Annotated in this window: 20 protein-coding genes; 19 read left to right on the forward strand and 1 reads right to left on the reverse strand. The window is 34.4% G+C overall.

The window, feature by feature from the left end; all coding sequences use genetic code 11:
- Positions 1 to 20 precede the first annotated feature (20 nt).
- The 19 genes from lpdA (at position 21) to IPM51_17310 (ending at position 16670) form a co-directional block, all read left to right on the forward strand.
- Entirely contained in the window at positions 21 to 1427 is a 1407-nt protein-coding gene (gene lpdA / locus IPM51_17220; protein MBK9286039.1) for a dihydrolipoyl dehydrogenase, read from the forward strand.
- 11 nt (positions 1428 to 1438) lie between these two features.
- Entirely contained in the window at positions 1439 to 1936 is a 498-nt protein-coding gene (gene purE, locus IPM51_17225; protein ID MBK9286040.1) for a 5-(carboxyamino)imidazole ribonucleotide mutase, read from the forward strand.
- Between the two features lie 75 nt (positions 1937 to 2011).
- Complete coding sequence (locus IPM51_17230) at positions 2012 to 2305, forward strand: DUF721 domain-containing protein (protein MBK9286041.1); 294 nt, start codon at positions 2012 to 2014, stop codon at positions 2303 to 2305.
- Positions 2305 to 3681: a M20/M25/M40 family metallo-hydrolase gene (locus IPM51_17235; protein MBK9286042.1), complete on the forward strand. Its 1377-nt coding sequence runs from the start codon at positions 2305 to 2307 to the stop codon at positions 3679 to 3681. Before IPM51_17230 ends, IPM51_17235 begins: the two co-directional genes overlap by 1 nt.
- Positions 3682 to 3837: 156 nt before the next feature.
- The gene (gene rocD, locus IPM51_17240; protein ID MBK9286043.1) at positions 3838 to 5055 is read left to right on the forward strand and encodes an ornithine--oxo-acid transaminase; all 1218 of its coding nucleotides are present in this window, start codon (positions 3838 to 3840) and stop codon (positions 5053 to 5055) included.
- Position 5056: 1 nt separating this feature from the next.
- Positions 5057 to 5539, forward strand: a complete 483-nt coding sequence (locus tag IPM51_17245) for a hypothetical protein (GenBank protein ID MBK9286044.1) — start codon at positions 5057 to 5059, stop codon at positions 5537 to 5539.
- On the forward strand, positions 5536 to 5733 hold the full coding sequence (locus tag IPM51_17250; protein ID MBK9286045.1) for a hypothetical protein: 198 nt from the start codon (positions 5536 to 5538) through the stop codon (positions 5731 to 5733). Before IPM51_17245 ends, IPM51_17250 begins: the two co-directional genes overlap by 4 nt.
- Positions 5727 to 6596: a hypothetical protein gene (locus tag IPM51_17255; GenBank protein MBK9286046.1), complete on the forward strand. Its 870-nt coding sequence runs from the start codon at positions 5727 to 5729 to the stop codon at positions 6594 to 6596. Before IPM51_17250 ends, IPM51_17255 begins: the two co-directional genes overlap by 7 nt.
- Before the next feature lies 1 nt (position 6597).
- Complete coding sequence (locus IPM51_17260) at positions 6598 to 7782, forward strand: class I SAM-dependent RNA methyltransferase (protein ID MBK9286047.1); 1185 nt, start codon at positions 6598 to 6600, stop codon at positions 7780 to 7782.
- 200 nt (positions 7783 to 7982) lie between these two features.
- Positions 7983 to 9272 carry a hypothetical protein gene (locus IPM51_17265; GenBank protein MBK9286048.1) on the forward strand — a complete coding sequence of 430 codons (1290 nt, stop codon included), beginning with the start codon at positions 7983 to 7985 and terminating at the stop codon, positions 9270 to 9272.
- Positions 9269 to 9805, forward strand: a complete 537-nt coding sequence (locus tag IPM51_17270; protein ID MBK9286049.1) for a hypothetical protein — start codon at positions 9269 to 9271, stop codon at positions 9803 to 9805. The genes IPM51_17265 and IPM51_17270 overlap by 4 nt, the downstream gene beginning before the upstream one ends.
- Positions 9780 to 10262: a hypothetical protein gene (locus IPM51_17275; protein ID MBK9286050.1), complete on the forward strand. Its 483-nt coding sequence runs from the start codon at positions 9780 to 9782 to the stop codon at positions 10260 to 10262. The genes IPM51_17270 and IPM51_17275 overlap by 26 nt, the downstream gene beginning before the upstream one ends.
- A 55-nt stretch (positions 10263 to 10317) precedes the next feature.
- Positions 10318 to 10815 carry a hypothetical protein gene (locus IPM51_17280; GenBank protein MBK9286051.1) on the forward strand — a complete coding sequence of 166 codons (498 nt, stop codon included), beginning with the start codon at positions 10318 to 10320 and terminating at the stop codon, positions 10813 to 10815.
- Positions 10790 to 11410, forward strand: a complete 621-nt coding sequence (locus IPM51_17285; GenBank protein MBK9286052.1) for a hypothetical protein — start codon at positions 10790 to 10792, stop codon at positions 11408 to 11410. Before IPM51_17280 ends, IPM51_17285 begins: the two co-directional genes overlap by 26 nt.
- A gap of 63 nt (positions 11411 to 11473) precedes the next feature.
- Positions 11474 to 11974, forward strand: a complete 501-nt coding sequence (locus IPM51_17290; protein ID MBK9286053.1) for a hypothetical protein — start codon at positions 11474 to 11476, stop codon at positions 11972 to 11974.
- Complete coding sequence (locus tag IPM51_17295) at positions 11975 to 14596, forward strand: T9SS type A sorting domain-containing protein (protein MBK9286054.1); 2622 nt, start codon at positions 11975 to 11977, stop codon at positions 14594 to 14596.
- Between the two features lie 10 nt (positions 14597 to 14606).
- Positions 14607 to 15296 (forward strand): hypothetical protein, encoded by a 690-nt coding sequence (locus tag IPM51_17300; protein ID MBK9286055.1) that lies wholly within the window; start codon positions 14607 to 14609, stop codon positions 15294 to 15296.
- A 15-nt stretch (positions 15297 to 15311) separates the two neighbouring features.
- Entirely contained in the window at positions 15312 to 16064 is a 753-nt protein-coding gene (locus IPM51_17305; protein MBK9286056.1) for a hypothetical protein, read from the forward strand.
- Positions 16065 to 16208: 144 nt separating this feature from the next.
- Entirely contained in the window at positions 16209 to 16670 is a 462-nt protein-coding gene (locus IPM51_17310) for a hypothetical protein (GenBank protein ID MBK9286057.1), read from the forward strand.
- On the opposite strand, the gene IPM51_17315 is transcribed toward IPM51_17310, so the two are convergent.
- Positions 16671 to 17267: a hypothetical protein gene (locus tag IPM51_17315; protein ID MBK9286058.1), complete on the reverse strand. Its 597-nt coding sequence runs from the start codon at positions 17265 to 17267 to the stop codon at positions 16671 to 16673.
- Between the last annotated feature and the right edge of the window lie 200 nt (positions 17268 to 17467).

Genomic DNA, 17467 nt, shown 5'->3' on the forward strand with positions numbered 1-17467 from the left:
TACATTTTCTCGATTATTTTATGGAAAAATTTGATGTTACAATAATTGGTTCCGGTCCGGGTGGCTATGTGGCGGCGGTACGCTGCGCACAGTTAGGAATGAAAACAGCTTTAATTGAAAAATATTCAACCTTAGGAGGTACTTGTTTAAATGTGGGTTGTATACCTTCTAAAGCTTTATTAGATTCCAGTGAACATTTTTTTAATGCCGCGCATAATTTTAAAACACATGGAATTGATATTAACGAACCAAAAGTAAATATCAAGCAAATGATAGAGCGAAAGCGCGGGGTAATTAAAATGACCTGCGATGGGATTAACTTTTTAATGAAGAAAAATAAAATTACGGTTTATACCGGGCATGGTACATTTGCTTCCAAAAACACCATAGATATTTTAAGCGCAGATGGAAAAAAGGAAACGGTTGAAAGTGCTAAAACCATTATTGCCACGGGCTCAAAACCAAGCTCGTTACCGGGAATAGAAATTGATAAAAAAAGAATTATTACTTCCACCGAAGCACTTGAGTTAACGGAGGTTCCCAAGCATCTCATCATTATTGGAGGCGGAGTAATTGGTTTGGAATTAGGTTCTGTTTATGCACGATTAGGAGCAAAAGTAACGGTGGTGGAATTTATGGATAGATTAATTCCGGGTATGGATGGTGCTTTATCCAAAGAATTACAACGCGTATTAAAAAAGGAATTGGGATTTGAATACATGTTCAAGCATAAGGTAACAGGAGTAAAAGCCAAGGGAAAAGAAGTTACGGTTTCGGCACTAAATGCAAAAGACGAACAGGTAGAAATAAAAGGAGATTATTGTTTAGTAGCAGTGGGCAGAAAACCGTACACTGAAAATTTAGGCTTAGATAAAATAGGCGTGAAGGTGGATAACAGAGGAAGAATTGAAACAGATGATCATTTGCGTACGAATGTAGAAAATATTTATGCTATTGGAGATGTGGTAAAAGGAGCTATGTTAGCACACAAGGCAGAAGAAGAAGGAGTTTTTGTAGCGGAAGTAATGGCCGGACAAAAACCACACATCAATTACAATTTAATTCCCGGTGTAGTTTATACCTGGCCGGAAGTTGCAGCGGTGGGTTTTACCGAAGAACAATTGAAAGAACAAGGTAAAAAATATAAAGTAGGAAATTTTCCATTCAAAGCAAGCGGAAGAGCAAGGGCGAGTATGGATACCGATGGTTTTGTAAAAGTGTTGGCCGATGAAAGTACCGACGAAATTTTAGGGGTGCACATGATTGGTCCACGTGCTGCGGATATGATAGCAGAAGCTGTAATTGCTATGGAATATAGAGCAAGCGCTGAAGATATATCACGCATGAGTCATGCACATCCAACCTTTACAGAGGCTATGAAAGAAGCTTGTTTGGATGCAACCGGAAAAAGAGCCATACATATTTAATTTTTAAGAAAATGAGTAATCCAAAAGTGGGAATAATAATGGGAAGCAACAGTGACTTGCCTGTTATGCAGGCAGCAGCCGATGTTTTAAAATTATTCCATATTGAATTTGAAATTGATATTGTATCAGCACATCGCACACCCGAAAAAATGTTTGAGTATTCCAAGTCTGCCGTTGATCGCGGTTTACAGGTAATTATTGCCGGCGCAGGTGGTGCGGCTCATTTACCGGGCATGGTAGCTTCCTTAACCCCTTTGCCGGTGATTGGAGTTCCGGTAAAAAGTTCAAACAGTATTGATGGTTGGGATAGTTTATTAAGTATAGTACAAATGCCCAATGGCGTTCCGGTAGCAACGGTTGCCGTGAATGCAGCACAAAATGCCGGAATATTAGCCGCACAGATTATTGGTTGTTCCGATAAAAATTTATTGAAAAAGATTGCTGACTTTAAAATTACTTTAAAGGAAAAAGTAAACAACGCCAGTGATGAAATGAAAAAACCGAAATAATAACCCTATCCCCCTCCGCGAGGGGGATACGTTACAGAACAATCTCATTCTATTATGCATAATCAATTTTAAAAAATGGCTAAAAGATCAAATCTTGTAAAACTGGGAGATGCCATTAACGAGTTGTTTAAGCAGGAGCATCTGGACGAAAAAATTTCGCAGTTTGCCGTAAAAAAATGTTGGAAAGAAATTGCCGGCGAACTCATAGCTAAAAACACAGGAGAAATCGCTTTCAATAAAAAAATAATTTTTGTAACCTTAAATTCCGCTGCACTTAAACATGAAGTAGGATTCAGAAAAGAAGAATTATTAAAAAACATCAATGCCTTTTGTAAATATAATTTAGTCGATCAAATAGTAATACGATGATGAAACAAAAACTGATTTTATTTTTTCTTTGTGCTTTCGCAGGTATGATTGCACAAAATGCAGACTCTTTGCAACTCCGTAAAATTTACGATTATTACCTTACGCAAAGTAAAGCCTATGAAAATTTGGAATATCTGGCTACCAAAATTGGCAGTCGATTGAGCGGAAGTCCCGGCGCTGCCAAAGCGGTTGAGTGGGCGAAAAAAGCCATGTATGAAGCCGGGGCAGATACAGTAATTTTACAACCTTGTATGGTACCGCATTGGGTGCGCGGAGCAAAAGAGAAATGTATTCTATCTTCATCAAAATTAAAATTGAATAAAAACTTAAACTGTTGCGCCCTTGGAAATTGTGTGGGTACAGGTTCAAAAGGTGTAAAGGCCAAAGTGATTGAGGTGAAAAGTTTTGATGACCTCGAAAAATTAGGAGAGAAAGAGATAAAAGGAAAAATTGTTTTCTACAATGTGTTTTTTAATCAATGCCATGTTCGCACCGGTTCTGCTTACGGAGAATGTGTAAAGTTCCGTGGGCAAGGTGCTTCGCAGGCGGCTAAATATGGAGCTGTAGGTACAATTGTGAGAAGCATGACTTCCGTTGCCGATGATGAACCGCATACGGGTAATATGAATTACGATACTTCGGTTTGTAAAACAAAAATTGTTACGCTTGCAGTGAGCTATAAAGCGGCCGATGAATTGGTGAGTTCATTGGAAAAGGATCCTAATTTAGAATTGTATCTCGAAACACATTGTCAAACTTTACCTGATGAACCTTCGTTTAATGTGGTGGGACAAATAAACGGAAGTTTAAAAAATAACGAATACATTATTGCAGGCGGTCACTTAGATGCCTGGGATAACGGTCAGGGGGCGCACGATGATGGAGCGGGTGTAGTGCAAAGTATGGAGATATTGGCCATGTATAAAAAAATGGGACTTAAGCCTAAGCACAATATTCGCGCAGTGGCGTTTATGAATGAGGAAAATGGATTGCGCGGAGGTGAAGCTTACGCAAAATTTGCGGTGCAAAATAAGGAGGAACATTTGGCGGCACTTGAAACCGATGCCGGAGGATTTACTCCCCGCGGATTTGGAATTGATACAACAAAAGGATTGTATAATTTGGCCATCAAATGGAAAAATTTATTTACCCCTTATTACGTAGATAAGTTTTCACCCGGTGGAGGTGGGGCAGATATTAGTCCGTTAGACAAATTAGGTGTGCCTTGTATAGGATTTGAACCCGATACACAACGTTATTTTGATATTCATCATACCGCGGCAGATACATTTGATAAAATAAATAAACGAGAATTGAATTTAGGAGCCGGCGGAATTGGCGCATTAATTTATTTGATTGATAAATACTATCCTTAGTTTGTTTAATTTGAAAAAAATTAATTGTTCTCTCAAATCCCTTCTTTTTTCAGCTGTTATTTAATCTCTTTACGTCTCTAACTATTAAGATAACGATGCAGTAAATCGGTCTATTTTAAGTATATTTGTATATAATTATTGACCATGATTGATACCATGACAAAAAGTGAACTTTTAATGCAGCTCGAAGATCAATACGGGGCGCACAATTATCATCCTATTCCTGTTGTAATAGAAAAAGCAGAAGGAATTTTCATGTGGGATGTGGAAGGAAAAAAATATTTTGATTTTTTAGCTGCTTATGGAGCCGTTAATCAGGGACATTGCCATCCACGTATCATTAAAGCATTAACTACACAGGCTCAAAAATTAACGCTTACATCAAGAGCTTTTTATAATTCTTGGTTGGGAGAATACGAAAAATTTATTACGGAATATTTCGGATACGATAAAGTGCTACCCATGAATACAGGGGTAGAAGGAGATGAAACCGCCATGAAATTAGCCCGTCGTTGGGCCTATGATGTGAAAGGTGTAAAAGAAAATCAGGCTAAACTTGTATTTGCTAAAGGTAACTTTATGGGTAGAACTTTAGCCGCAATTTCTGCCAGCAATGATCCTAGTTCATACAAGGGTTTTGGTCCATTTATGCCCGGATATGAATTAGTAGAATACAATGATTTGAGCGCATTGGAAAAGGCTATTTCCGATCCAAATACCGCCGCATTTGTTGTTGAACCCATTCAAGGTGAAGCAGGAGTGATTGTTCCTAGTGATGATTATATGAAAGGAGCAAGAGCTTTGTGCACAAAATATAACGTTTTACTGGTTGCCGACGAAGTGCAAACCGGCTTATGCCGAACCGGCAAAATGTTAGCTTGCGATCACTCGGGTATTAAACCGGATATTTTGGTTTTAGGAAAAGCATTAAGCGGCGGAACTTTGCCTGTAAGTGCAGTATTAGCCAGCAATGAAATTATGCTTACCATAAAACCCGGTGAGCATGGAAGTACTTATGGTGGAAATCCCTTAGCCTGCGCTGTAACCATTGAGGCATTAAAAGTTTTAAAGGACGATAAGTTAGCTGAGAATGCTGAAACTATGGGTATTCACTTCAGAAAAGCCATGGAGCAATTAAAATCAGAAACCGATTTAATTTCATTAGTTCGCGGTAAAGGATTATTTAATGCGATTGTCATTAAAGAAAGAAACGGAAAAACTGCCTGGGATGTTTGTGTGAAATTAGCCGAAAATGGTTTATTGGCAAAACCCACACATGGTGATATTATCCGCTTTACGCCCCCGCTTTGTATTAATAAGCAACAAATGGATGAGTGTATTGCTATTATTCGTCAGGTAATATTGAGTTTTTAAATTGGAGTATATTCAGATATTTAAAGTGTTGCAGCAAAATAAAGTCAACTATTTATTGTGCGGCGGACTTGCAGTTAATATTTATGGTATACCGCGTATGACTGCTGATATAGATTTATTGTTGGAATTTACAGATGATAATATTATGAATTTTGAAAACGCGATGAAAGTGTTGAATTATCAAAACATGATACCCATTCATCTGTCTCAATTGGTTTTGAAGGAGGAAAGAATGAAATTAGTGAGCGAAAAAAATTTAATCGCGTATTCTTACTTTAATAAGGATGTTGGACATATGAATTTAGATGTGCTTTTAGATACTCCATTTTCATTTGATCAATTATGGAAAAACAGAGCGCAAAAGGAATTAAATGAAACATCGGTCAATTTAACCGGAATAGAGGATTTAATTGAGATGAAGAAGTATTCAAATCGGATTCAGGATAAAAATGATGTCATTCTATTATCAAAGCTGTTAAAATGAAAATTCAACCTAAAAAAGAAAATGAAAATGTTGGTTTTCATTATACAGTAACGGATGAACAAATGGAAGCTTATTCAAAGTTAAGCATTGAACAAAAACTTCAATGGTTAGCATCCACCGCCAAATTTATTTATGATATTCAGACTCCCGAAGAAAGAGAGCGTTGTAAACGAGCAAAAAATTTTAAATGGTAACCTACAACCCCAAAGATTGGTTTAAGCTAATTTTTCATTTTCATAAATCAGATACGCTACGTATTCTGGCTTTAAATTTAATTTTATTGGGTTTAATTACAGCAGGAGTGGTTTACGCTGAGCATAAATATTTCCCATCGGATATACCATCACTTACTTTTTTTCATTCTATTTCCGGTTTTATTATTTCCATGGTACTTGTTTTTCGTATCAATACAGCATACGACCGCTGGTGGGAGGGACGTAAGGCCTGGGGTTCTCTCATTAATAGTTCCCGCAACTTGGCCATTAAGTTTCACGCCATGGTGCCTATTCAGGAAAAAGAAATGCGCAAGGAATTATATTCCATGATTTCTACGTTTGCGTTTGTTTTGAAAGAACATTTGCGTAATGAGTACAAAAAAGAAGAATTGGTTTTCGGGAATGTTTTGAAAGAAAACGAATTAACAAACGCAGATCATAAACCCGCTTTTGTTTCCTCGCGTTTATCCCGCTATGTTTTAGAATTCTGTCAAAAGAATAAGGACACGGAAAATGATTTTTTAATATTAGAACGAAATATCAGCGAACTGATTGATATTTGCGGCATTTGCGAACGTATAAAAAACACGCCTATTCCTTATTCCTATTCCATATTTATTAAGAAAATTATATTTGTATACATCATTACCATGCCTTTTACATTCGGACTTTCGGTTGGCTATTGGGCGGTTCCTATGGTAATGATAATATTTTACGCTTTTGCTTCTTTAGAGTTATTGAGTGAAGAAATTGAAGACCCTTTTGGTACCGACCCCAATGATTTGCCAACGGATGAAATTGCACAAAAAATAAAAGCTAATGTAGGAGAAATCCTTCTTTAATATGGAAACGCTTAAATACGATTTTACGAAAACAGGAGATTTTGAAATTAAAGTCACCACCTTTTTTGGATTAGAAGAAATTCTTGCAGATGAATTGCGCAAGTTAGGCGGAAAAGAAGTAGAAATTTTTAAGAGAGGAGCTTCAGTTGTAGGTGATTTAGGATTCTTATATAAACTCAATTTAAATTTACATTCCGGTTTAAAAGTATTGGTGCCTTTAACCGGATTTAGCGCCAATAGCGAACAGGAATTATATGATAACATCAAGTTAATTCCCTGGGAAAAATTCATTTCGGTTACCGATCGCATCATGATTGAAAGTGTTTTAAATTCCGATATTTTCTCACACAGTTTATTTGTTTCTCAAAAGGTAAAGGATGCCATAGCTGATCGATTCCGGGAAACGGCTGGTCGTCGCCCGGATGTGGATTTAGTTCATCCCACCTTTAAATTATATGTTCATGTTTTTAAAAATCAGGTTAGCTTAAGTCTGGATAGTAGTGGAGATCCCTTATACAAAAGAGGGTACAGAGCTGATATTAATGAAGCACCTATGAAAGAAGTTTTGGCGGCGGGATTAGTGAAGCTAAGTGGGTGGGAACCGCATCAACTTTTAATTGACGGTATGTGCGGAGCAGGAACCATTGCCATTGAAGCGGCTTTATGGGCAAATCATATTCCTCCGGGATACTATCGCAATAATTTTGTGTTTATGCGCTGGCAGAATTTTGATGAAAAATTGTACGATGTAGTTTACGAAAGCAGCATTAATAAAATAAAAAACAATCCGGTTGAGATTATCGCCAACGAAATAGAGGAAAGTACTTTTAAAAAGGCCAAAGGTAATGTGAAAAATGCGCAAGTAGAAGATTCGGTGACCTGTACCCATCAATCCTTTTTTGATATTACAACTGAAAGAAAAGGAGGAGTAATAATTTTAAATCCGCCCTATAACGAGCGTATGCCGGTGGAGGAAACCGAAAAATTGTACAAGGAGATAGGTGACAAACTGAAAAAAGATTTCAAAAACTTTACGGCCTGGATTATTACCTCCGCACCCGAAGGCGTAAAAAGTGTAGGGTTACGACCAAGCCGAAGAATACAATTATATAACGGTTCATTAGATTGTCGCTATTTAAAATACGAATTGTATGAGGGGACGAAAAAGATTCATAAGTTGAAATAGGTTTTTATAAGGCCTTGGTTATTTTGCAAAAGCCTCATTTTTCTTACATATAGTACTGTTTAAGCGCCTAAATAATTTGCTTTATCAAAAAATTGTTTTAATTTCGTTATACAAACATTTTGTATGCAAAAGTCAAACACCCCCCCCTCAAGATAAAAATAACTCTGCGGAGCTATAAATCAGTTTTAGGCATATTATTTTTGTCAATTCCATATACCATAAACGCGCAAGTTCCACCCACCTTTACCTGTAATAATATTCAGGTAAACAACACCCTTACTGCTATGGGTTCTATGGAAACACAATCCATGACGGTGAATTCAACATTAACGGTAATGGACGATGTTTCGGCCCAGCAAGATTTAAAAGTGGAAGGTTCATTGTATGCAAACGGACCGGCGATTTTTGCAGGTGCCGTGCAGATTGCCACACTTGCCGGTTCGGGGATTTCACAAATATTAAGTGATAACAGTGGGAACCTTTTTAAAGGCCCTGCTTTACCCCCAACATGGCCATGTATTCCTGCAGGCTTATTTTGGAGTTTGGGTGGAAACAATATTAATGCATTAAATAATACAATTTATCAAGGCATGTCAGACATTGGTACTTGCGATCAATTTGACTTCATTTTAAAAGCTAATAATATAAACAGGCAATGGATTAAGCCCGACGGTAAAATTGGTTTTGGAATTCAAAACCCCGGAAGTACAAATGGCCCCGAATATCAGTTTCATCAGGGAGTTGCCCGATTAAGCGGAATGAATACATTTGGCGGACCTCAAATTATTTTTGACGGTGGAGCTCCCAGTACAAACGGTGATTGGGGTATTGAGTATTTGCCCATCAGTAACACTTCAGTTCCAGGTTTAAATTTTTGGAAGCCATCAGGCAGTTTTAATAGTTACAATTATCTGCTTTTTATTTCTGATAGTGGTAAAGTTAGTGTTGGTGCGGTAACTGAATCTTCTTCTGCAAAATTTAATGTTGACGGCTGGAACGGTGACGCTGAAAGGGTAAAGGTAAACGCCAATAGAAAAGCCTATTCGGTTATGAATAAAAATACTAATCAGCAGAATTTTGTTGTTTACGGAAATGGTAAAACACGTATAGGTATTAAGGAACCACTACCTGCGGGACCGCATGGAGATGCTATGTTGGCAGTTGATGGTAAAATATTAGCCAAAGAAATTTTTGTAAATATTCATAACAGTGTTTGGCCGGATTATGTTTTTAATAAGGATTACCATTTAATGCCATTGAGTGAAGTGAAAAACAACATACTAGAAGAAAAACATTTGCCGGGCATTCCTTCTGCCAAAGAAATTGAAGAAATCGGAATTTCACTTGGTGAAATGCAACGTATTCAGATGGAGAAAATAGAAAATCTTTATCTCTACATAATAAATCAGCAACATGAAATTGACGAATTAAGGACTGAACTAAATGAATTAAAACTGGGAATTAAAAAAAATTCTAATAACTCAAAATGAAAATTAGAATTATAATATCACTTACTTTTTTATTATTTATTTTAGGGGACTGTAAAAAATACCCTGAAGATAAGTTCATTTCATTAAGAACTCCAAAAGCAAGGTTGGAATCTGGTAGATGGTACATTACCAAAATTCTATATGATGGAAATGACATAACCTATCTATACAATGATTCTATTGCACCACGCAAATGCGATGATATCACTTTCCTCTTCGATTTTTGTGTTGAAAAAGCTGAACACGACCCATATAGATTAGTTTATTTAGGATTAAAAGAACCGTCAAACGGGAATAGTATTAGTGATATTGCAACATGGGATGTTAGTTTCACTGAAAAGCGTAAGGAATTATGTTTGAGCTATGGAGGAACTTATAATAAGATTAAGGATACCATTATACATCAAAAAATTCATTCGTTAATGTGGGGGTGCTGGGAAATTAATAAGTTATATGGAAAAAAATTACATATAACAAGACCAGATTATAATAATAAAACTTTAAAATATGAAGTGTCTTTTACTAAGATTTAATCTGGTATTTTTCTATATAGTGTTATGTAATCTTTGTTTAGCACAGCAAGATATCGATTTACACAAAAAATATTGGTATTATAAAAGCCGATTAAACAATGATTTTTTAAAAGTTGGGTTGAAGTCAGGAGAAAGTATCCCTTTTGGAGAAAGAGGATTCAATGAAACAACTTTTGATAACTACACTAATAGATTAAAAGCAGGAGACGCCAGTGCTCAATTAGGATGTTACATTGCAGTTTTGGCTACTGAATATAGATTATTAAAAAACAAATTGCTTAAAGAAAAACATTTGCCGGGTGTGCCGTCTGCCCTTGAAATTGAGAAAAATGGTTTGTCTTTAGGTGAAATGCAAAAGTTAAATTTTGAAAAAACAGAGGAACTTTACTTGTATATTATACAATTGAAAGAAGAAATTGAAGAGTTAAAGAAAGAAATTTCTAAGGTAAATAAATAATTTATAAATGTTTTTTTCACATTTAATTAAATCCTTGTTTTTAAAAAGGAATAAAATGCTTATACTTTTTTTAAGTTTAATGGGTTTAGTATTTATTACCTGCGAAAAGAAAAGGTATCCAGAGGACGAGCATCAATCCTTGTTTTCATCATATAAAAGAATCAGGGGCAATTGGACCATACAAAAATTACTATATAACGGAGTGGACGTAACTGAAGCTTTCAATGACTCTATTTACCCTTATAAAACTTGCGAATTAAATTTTGAGTTTAAAAAGTGGGTAAAGGTATATGACGGTAAAAAACCGAGAATGTTGTCGGTTTCAGCTAATGGAAGCATACTTGTAAATTTGGAGTATGCAATTGAAATTAGCCAAAGAAATCTCATAGGAATTGGAGAATCTTCATATTTCCAAGAAACAACCAATCCTTCCGTCGAAAAACAATTGAAAAATTCCTTTAGTGGGTTTTACGACATAATGAAATTATATAAAGATGAATTGCATATTAAACCTGAATCAAGCAAATATGAAATATATTTTAAAAAGAAGTAATCTATTTTGCTTACTTACCATTTTAAATATAACTAGCTGTTTCTACGCACAATTAAGTGAAACAGAACTTCATAAAAAATACTGGTATTACAAAACCAGGTTAAATAATGATTTTTTAAAGGTGGGTTTGGATACAGGGGAAAGTATTCCCTTTGGACAAAGAGGCTTTAATGAAACATCATTTGATGGGTATACTAATAAATTAAAGGCCGGTGATGCAACGGCTCAATTAGGTTGCTATATTGCCGTATTAGCCACCGAATATCGTTTGTTAAAAAACTCAGGACAGGATGTAAGTAAAATTAAACATGAAATATTTTGCGCCTTAAATTCTATAAATCGATTAGATTATTATGCAGAAAAAATAATCGATAGTTGTCAGCATGCTGATAATCCACATAGTTCACCTGCGCCAAATTTAAATGGTTTTTTTGTTCGTGATGATGTACCTGCAAACTTTGCCAAAAAGAATTACCAACACTTGAATTATTTTACGGATTCATCTATTGTAAATCGTATAGGCAACGGCTGCCTTCAATTAGTTTTTTATGCCGGAAGCAATATCAAGCAATTGGGTTGTGGAATTTTTAAATAAAACAGAGTTGAGAATTAATTGTTCATTAAAAAGAAAATACGAAATGGTTTTAAAGCCTGCATTATGAGTTGCCGCTTAATTATATTAATTGTGCTTATCCTGTTTTTAGGGTCTTCTTGCAAAAAGCAAACTAAATATGAGGAGGACCCTAAAAAATCAAGAACCTCACCTAAACTGAGATTGAAAGGTACTTGGGGATTAGAAGACTATACCTTTAACTGTAATTCAATTATTCCACACCTTAATTTATTAAGTACAAAATATAATATAAATGAAACAACACTTCAATTTTCAGAAAGCTATAATAACAGATGGTCAACAAGTATTTCTTCAAATAATAAATCATTATACTCATACCATGACATTTTTAGCGACGATTATACTTTTTTTATTCAATATAGTGGAACAAATGATTCAATATGCTGCAAATGGTTTATTACTCCATTTAGATATGTTAGATACGTAGATTCTTATTGGCGAATAACAAAATTATATGACAAAGACCTAAATATAGTTTTAGACACTGATACAGGGCAATTTAAAATATTTTTTAAGAAGCAATAAATGGTTAAGTTAAAATTAAGACATCCGAGTATTATAGTTCAATTAGGTTTGTTCTTTAGTTTTTGTTTACTAACATTAATTGGCATTGGTCAAAATGACTTGGAAAACCATAAAAAATATTGGTATTATAAAAGTCGTTTAAACAATGATTTTATTCTTGTTGGAAATACACCAACTAATCAAAATAACAATGCAGGGCATGGTGAGAGCATGCCTTTTAATGAAAGAATTCCATCTTCGATCGCACCTTGGGATAGTTTAGTTCCAGATCTTAAGTCTGGCGACGAAGCAGCTAGACTTGGAATATATCTTTCGGTTTTAAGTACGGAATACAGGTTATTAAAAAACAATAATGCAAATAATAAACAAATAGATGCCATTAATCGTGTAAAGCATGAGATTTTTTGCGCGCTAAATGCAATAAATCGCATCGACTACTATGCGGAAGAGCAGTTATGGCCCAATGCAACACCCAATCTTAACGGTTTTTTTATTCGTGGTGATCATCCAAAAGATTTTGTTATTAATAACTATGAGCATTTCAACTACAGAAATAAAGGAACCCACATTAATGTTCAAGGAATTTATTCTCCTAATTTATTATATAACGGCGTGCCCGTTGATATAAATTTACCACCTCAATTAGATAGTGGATTTACTCAAACCTCTCCTATAGGTATAACAAAGAGTGGTGGCACGTATCCTGATGAAGTTTCTGAAGAAAGCCAAGATCAGGCTTACTATTTATTAATGGGTCTTGCTTTAACTGCTAAATTAGTTGATCAGCCAGAAACGGATGGAAATAATGTGTTTGGATATGGAAGTCAGGAAACAAGCCTTTCAGTAGAAGCAGGAAAAATTGCTGATAGAATAATAAAACACATTAAATCGGACCCATTATGGAAAATTAAAAACCCTAATACAGGTAATGATGTATCAATTGGTGAAAATGCAATTGCGTACGCTTACCCTTTGGATAATTTAGGTTGCTTTATAAATTATCAAACTGATATGCCCAACTGGTATATCCCATATGTTTCAATACCTGGGGCGTATCCATTAAATAACTGTACTGATTATAGAAATCTTTATTCTTCGTCTCCATATGCGTTTGCGAGTTGGCAAGTGTTATCAGAACAAGGCGGTAGCCCTCCCGTTGATGCTCAAGGGTTCTTTCAGATATTGGCAGGATTAAGCAATAGTGTATATAAAGATATCACTGTAATTGACTTAAATGTTCAGCAACAAATAGCTGAAATAAACCAATTAATTATTAACGCTACACAAAATGCACAACAACAAATTCAAAACATTCTTGGTAATTTACCTAACATTGTCCCGAATTGGTTACAAGCATTAACTCAATTAGCTATTAATGCCATAAACACTGCTCTTAATGTATTTGTTTTAGCTAATCAAGCTTTAATTAATACTTTAATTACGTATCTAAATGTGAATATAAAAATTAATAATACCGATCAGGCTTTATTATATAACAGTTTGTATAATCCTGTTACATACTTTAATAAATGTTTATATCCACCAATAATTATCAATAATGAAGAAGTGAATACTCCAATAACTCATTACGGTTCTGAACTTTATTTTGGCACTTATTTAAGAGATATTCTTCACGGTTATAACTTTAGTTTGCCAAATAATTTTCAATTTCTAAATAATCCTCCGGCCTTGGCTCATAACACAATTAAAAGCACAGTTGAAGGCATATTAAATACGGCACCATGTGAAGGAAATTACAATAAATACCCTTCTTCTTATCCATCTGCCGCTTTTTGGGGGGCATCAAATTTTTTAGATCGCCCCGATCGCCTTTGGAATAAAACGACTTGCCCTGAATTTTTAGGAGAATATTCAGGAACGGATTACATGTTACTTCATAATTTGTATTATTTGACGGAAGGTACTGATTTTCCAATAGAAGATTACATCGATAGAAAAGCTGTAACAAATTATCCGAATGGTAATTCATTTATTGTACCAAATAAAAAAACTTTTGGTTCATTTGAAAAAATCCATGCTTATAATACAATTGCTTCAAATGGAGCTGCCGAATATAGATCAGGGAAAGAAATTGCCTTGTTGCCTTCGGGCAGCGGAGGTTTTTCAGCTTCAAATGGATCAGATTTTAATGCAATTATAAGGTTTTATCCATGCAGCGGATATTCTGAAAACATGAATAAAGGAAGTTTGCCAAGCGATGACTTTTCGAGTAATTCAAATGAAAATGTTCAAACTTCATATGTTAAAGGCGATACGATTAATAGAAACTTTACCTCGTTCAAAGAAAAATTTAATCCACAGTTAGACTCCATCAACTTTATTTATAATAATATTATGGAAAAAATTAATACTTATAAGAATATTGAAATCTATCCTAATCCAAATTCAGGAAAATTTTGGATTGATATTCACCAAAACACGGATGAACATTTTGACATAACCATAAGCGACGTAATTGGCAATATTGTTTATTCTGAAAAGTATTTAACGGGGGTTCTTGAATTGCCTGTTGATTTAACATTACTTTCAAAAGGAATTTATTTGGTGAATATTCGGTATTCTTCAGGACTTACTGATGCCAGAAGGGTCAGCGTAAATTAATTTTTTGCATATGAAGTATTTATTCTTTCTTTTAGTGGTAGTTTGTTTTTCTTTTACTACTCCTCTTAATTTAAATTATTTTAATGGTGAATTTAAAGTAAAAAAATCTTTAAACTTTAATAATTCTGGTATGAGTAATTTCACGTACAATGCTAGTTGCAATTTATATACAGATTCGGTATCATTAAATCAATTATGGAAAAGTCAAAATTTGGGTGAAGTATTATACAATAATATCCCATTAACTTATAATAATACGATTAATTTATATATCGATAGCGCCGTAAGAAAGACTAATCAGTATGTGAATTGGGAATTGAAAAACTCAACTTTTTTTACACCTTTTGCAGTAAGTATAGACACAACTTTTCCTTCGTTTTCCTATCATAATTGTTTACCTTCAATAATAGATAGGTCACAGAATTTAGAGGTTATTCTTGATAGTTTAAATAATGTAGATTTTGTTGAAATAACTTCCTATAATAACCTGCTTGGGAATTTACCTTACTATAGAAAGTTTCAACCACATAATGGTTTAAATCAAATTATTATTACTAAATCCGAACTTCGGAATATGTCCGGCTCTGGCACTATCGTTACAATAAGCCTTATTAAAAATTCATTCAAACGCATTAATGGTAGAAATTTTAAGTTTGAGAAAAGGTTTGATTTTGTAAAGGCAATGCCATTGGTGAATTAATTTTTAATTGAAAACATGGTGAGGAATATTTTGCAAATAATTATTTTTTTATCAATTATTCTTTCTTGCAAAAAAAAGAGTAAAGACTCAGAACCAGAACCGACACCTGCAGCAACAACAACCGGTGGTCAGCCTGCATCAACTTATCACGGAATGTTTGAGGCCGAAAAATATTTGTACTGGTGGGGAGGGAATTCAATAGTTAGTTTCTATCAATGCAAGTGCTGGTTAAATGCTTCAGGTAAAACGGAAGTATTGTTAAATTCCTATGGTGAAAATCTGGGGATTGTACAATCTAACAGCTTGCAATTAAAATACGATGGCACATTAAAAATGTATATGGATTCTACCAGCACACTTAGCTATTCAAACGTAATTAGTTTTCAGCATAACTCCAATGCACTTGGTAATATTAATTTTACCAATCAAGATACTTTTCCACGATTTCTTCCTTCATTAGCTCAAAATTTGAACGACACTGTTTATAAAAATCAAAATTACAGTGTTCCCTTAAACGGATTAACTTATTTTAATGAAATAACGGCCATATTCTCATCAACAGTAAATCTATTTGTTTATGTAGGTAAAACAGTATCATTTGGAGCATCTGAAGTTTTATTTACACCAAATGAACTTTCTGCGCTTCCATCCAATAGTCCCGGCATGTTACGAATAGTTTTAAGAAAGTTCAATTATCAAAATTTAAACGGTAAAAATTATCGTTTTGCAGCAGTCTCTATGAATGATTTTGTGATTTATATTAAATAAAGGTTTTGTAGAATGAGACTTCAAGTATTAATTTTAGTTAAAATTCAATTATTTTCATTTTGAGCGAGGGAAAACTAGGCTTAGATGATTGGAGAATTCAGTTTTTTAATGCTAAATTCTTACATTAGCGGAAAGCAATTGCTTATGAAAAATCAAATCAAATTAATTTGCACCCTATTTTTTATCGCTTTTCTTTTTTCCGGAAACGCACAAACAAAAGACAAAACATTTATGTTTGATCCCCTGAATGAAAATTCGGGAAAGGATCCGGACATTGTGCGATTAAATGTTTTGGATAAGGTGTTCCGGGATTTTGTACACGAATTACACGGAGAAAATAAGCAAAACGCCCGCAAGTTTTTATCTAAGCACATTTTAGATCAGGTGGCACCGGAGAATATGGAAGCCCTTTCGAAAAGTATTCGCAGAGATAATGAACTGGTAACCATTTCAGAAAAGATTGGCAGAGATCACAACGCGAATAATATGGAATATATAGATTACAAGTATAAAGTTGATACGGAGCCTATTGAAATTATACAAATTCGTTTTGATGATGACAGTAAAATTGTGGGCATAAATTCTACCCGTCCGAATAAAAAATAATTAATAAAATATTATTTTCTTACGCGTAGTGCGGTTACCGTTAATGAAACAGGTAACAAAGTAAGGGCCTTGTTGAATAGGTCCGGTAATTACGGTTAACTCATGCGTATTGTCGCGCACAAAGTTTAAGGCGTATACTCTTTCTAAAATATCATTCATCTCTAATTCCATGGAAAAAATTTGTTCAGCGGAAATGAGTTTAAAAGTGCCACTCTCTAAATGGGGAATGAGTGTAATGGCCTTTTCTTTATCTTCCCGGTCTATTTTAGTATTACCCAATACAATTTGTTTCCCGTCTTTTAGGATTAAATCCAGGCGATAATAAATAATTCCACCGCCGGCGGTTGGTTCAAAATAGGTGTATTTACTTGCGCTGGAAATATTTCTGGACGGAATTTCTCCCACCAAATAATAATTCTTTTCATCCACAGAGCGGTAGAGCTTGTATTGTTGAAAGTCTGATTCGGAACTAATTTCCCAATTAACAATTACTTTTTTATCGGAATCAATTAAATAAAATTCGGTTAATATATTTTTAGTCTGCGCCACGATACCGGGAGAAAATAAAAATATTATAACACCAATACAAAACTTCATTTACTCAAAAATAAGAATTAATTAAACGATTTGCTCAAATAATTGAGTAACCAGTTTTTAAAAAAGTTTAAAAAGAATGAATTAATTTTTTTTGCCTACAAATGTGCATTCATATTCACCTTAATTAACTTTTTTGTTGGTGAACTGCGCCAGTGATTGAATGGAAAGCCCGGCGAGAAATTTTGTATAGTGTTTAAGGA

This window comes from Sphingobacteriaceae bacterium (genome assembly GCA_016715905.1).
In the GTDB taxonomy this organism is placed as follows: Bacteria; Bacteroidota; Bacteroidia; order B-17B0; family Aurantibacillaceae; genus Aurantibacillus.

What these genes read in the sequence shown, in the direction of transcription:
- lpdA (MBK9286039.1), top strand. Translation starts at nt 21, where the DNA reads ATGGAAAAATTTGATGTTACAATAATTGGTTCCGGTCCGGGTGGCTAT.
- IPM51_17295 (MBK9286054.1), top strand. Translation starts at nt 11,975, where the DNA reads ATGGTTAAGTTAAAATTAAGACATCCGAGTATTATAGTTCAATTAGGT.
- IPM51_17250 (MBK9286045.1), top strand. Translation starts at nt 5,536, where the DNA reads ATGAAAATTCAACCTAAAAAAGAAAATGAAAATGTTGGTTTTCATTAT.
- IPM51_17300 (MBK9286055.1), top strand. Translation starts at nt 14,607, where the DNA reads ATGAAGTATTTATTCTTTCTTTTAGTGGTAGTTTGTTTTTCTTTTACT.
- IPM51_17235 (MBK9286042.1), top strand. Translation starts at nt 2,305, where the DNA reads ATGAAACAAAAACTGATTTTATTTTTTCTTTGTGCTTTCGCAGGTATG.
- IPM51_17280 (MBK9286051.1), top strand. Translation starts at nt 10,318, where the DNA reads ATGCTTATACTTTTTTTAAGTTTAATGGGTTTAGTATTTATTACCTGC.
- IPM51_17315 (MBK9286058.1), bottom strand. Translation starts at nt 17,267, where the DNA reads ATGAAGTTTTGTATTGGTGTTATAATATTTTTATTTTCTCCCGGTATC.
- IPM51_17270 (MBK9286049.1), top strand. Translation starts at nt 9,269, where the DNA reads ATGAAAATTAGAATTATAATATCACTTACTTTTTTATTATTTATTTTA.
- IPM51_17275 (MBK9286050.1), top strand. Translation starts at nt 9,780, where the DNA reads ATGAAGTGTCTTTTACTAAGATTTAATCTGGTATTTTTCTATATAGTG.
- IPM51_17290 (MBK9286053.1), top strand. Translation starts at nt 11,474, where the DNA reads ATGAGTTGCCGCTTAATTATATTAATTGTGCTTATCCTGTTTTTAGGG.
- rocD (MBK9286043.1), top strand. Translation starts at nt 3,838, where the DNA reads ATGACAAAAAGTGAACTTTTAATGCAGCTCGAAGATCAATACGGGGCG.
- IPM51_17230 (MBK9286041.1), top strand. Translation starts at nt 2,012, where the DNA reads ATGGCTAAAAGATCAAATCTTGTAAAACTGGGAGATGCCATTAACGAG.
- IPM51_17260 (MBK9286047.1), top strand. Translation starts at nt 6,598, where the DNA reads ATGGAAACGCTTAAATACGATTTTACGAAAACAGGAGATTTTGAAATT.
- IPM51_17285 (MBK9286052.1), top strand. Translation starts at nt 10,790, where the DNA reads ATGAAATATATTTTAAAAAGAAGTAATCTATTTTGCTTACTTACCATT.
- purE (MBK9286040.1), top strand. Translation starts at nt 1,439, where the DNA reads ATGAGTAATCCAAAAGTGGGAATAATAATGGGAAGCAACAGTGACTTG.
- IPM51_17305 (MBK9286056.1), top strand. Translation starts at nt 15,312, where the DNA reads ATGGTGAGGAATATTTTGCAAATAATTATTTTTTTATCAATTATTCTT.
- IPM51_17255 (MBK9286046.1), top strand. Translation starts at nt 5,727, where the DNA reads ATGGTAACCTACAACCCCAAAGATTGGTTTAAGCTAATTTTTCATTTT.
- IPM51_17310 (MBK9286057.1), top strand. Translation starts at nt 16,209, where the DNA reads ATGAAAAATCAAATCAAATTAATTTGCACCCTATTTTTTATCGCTTTT.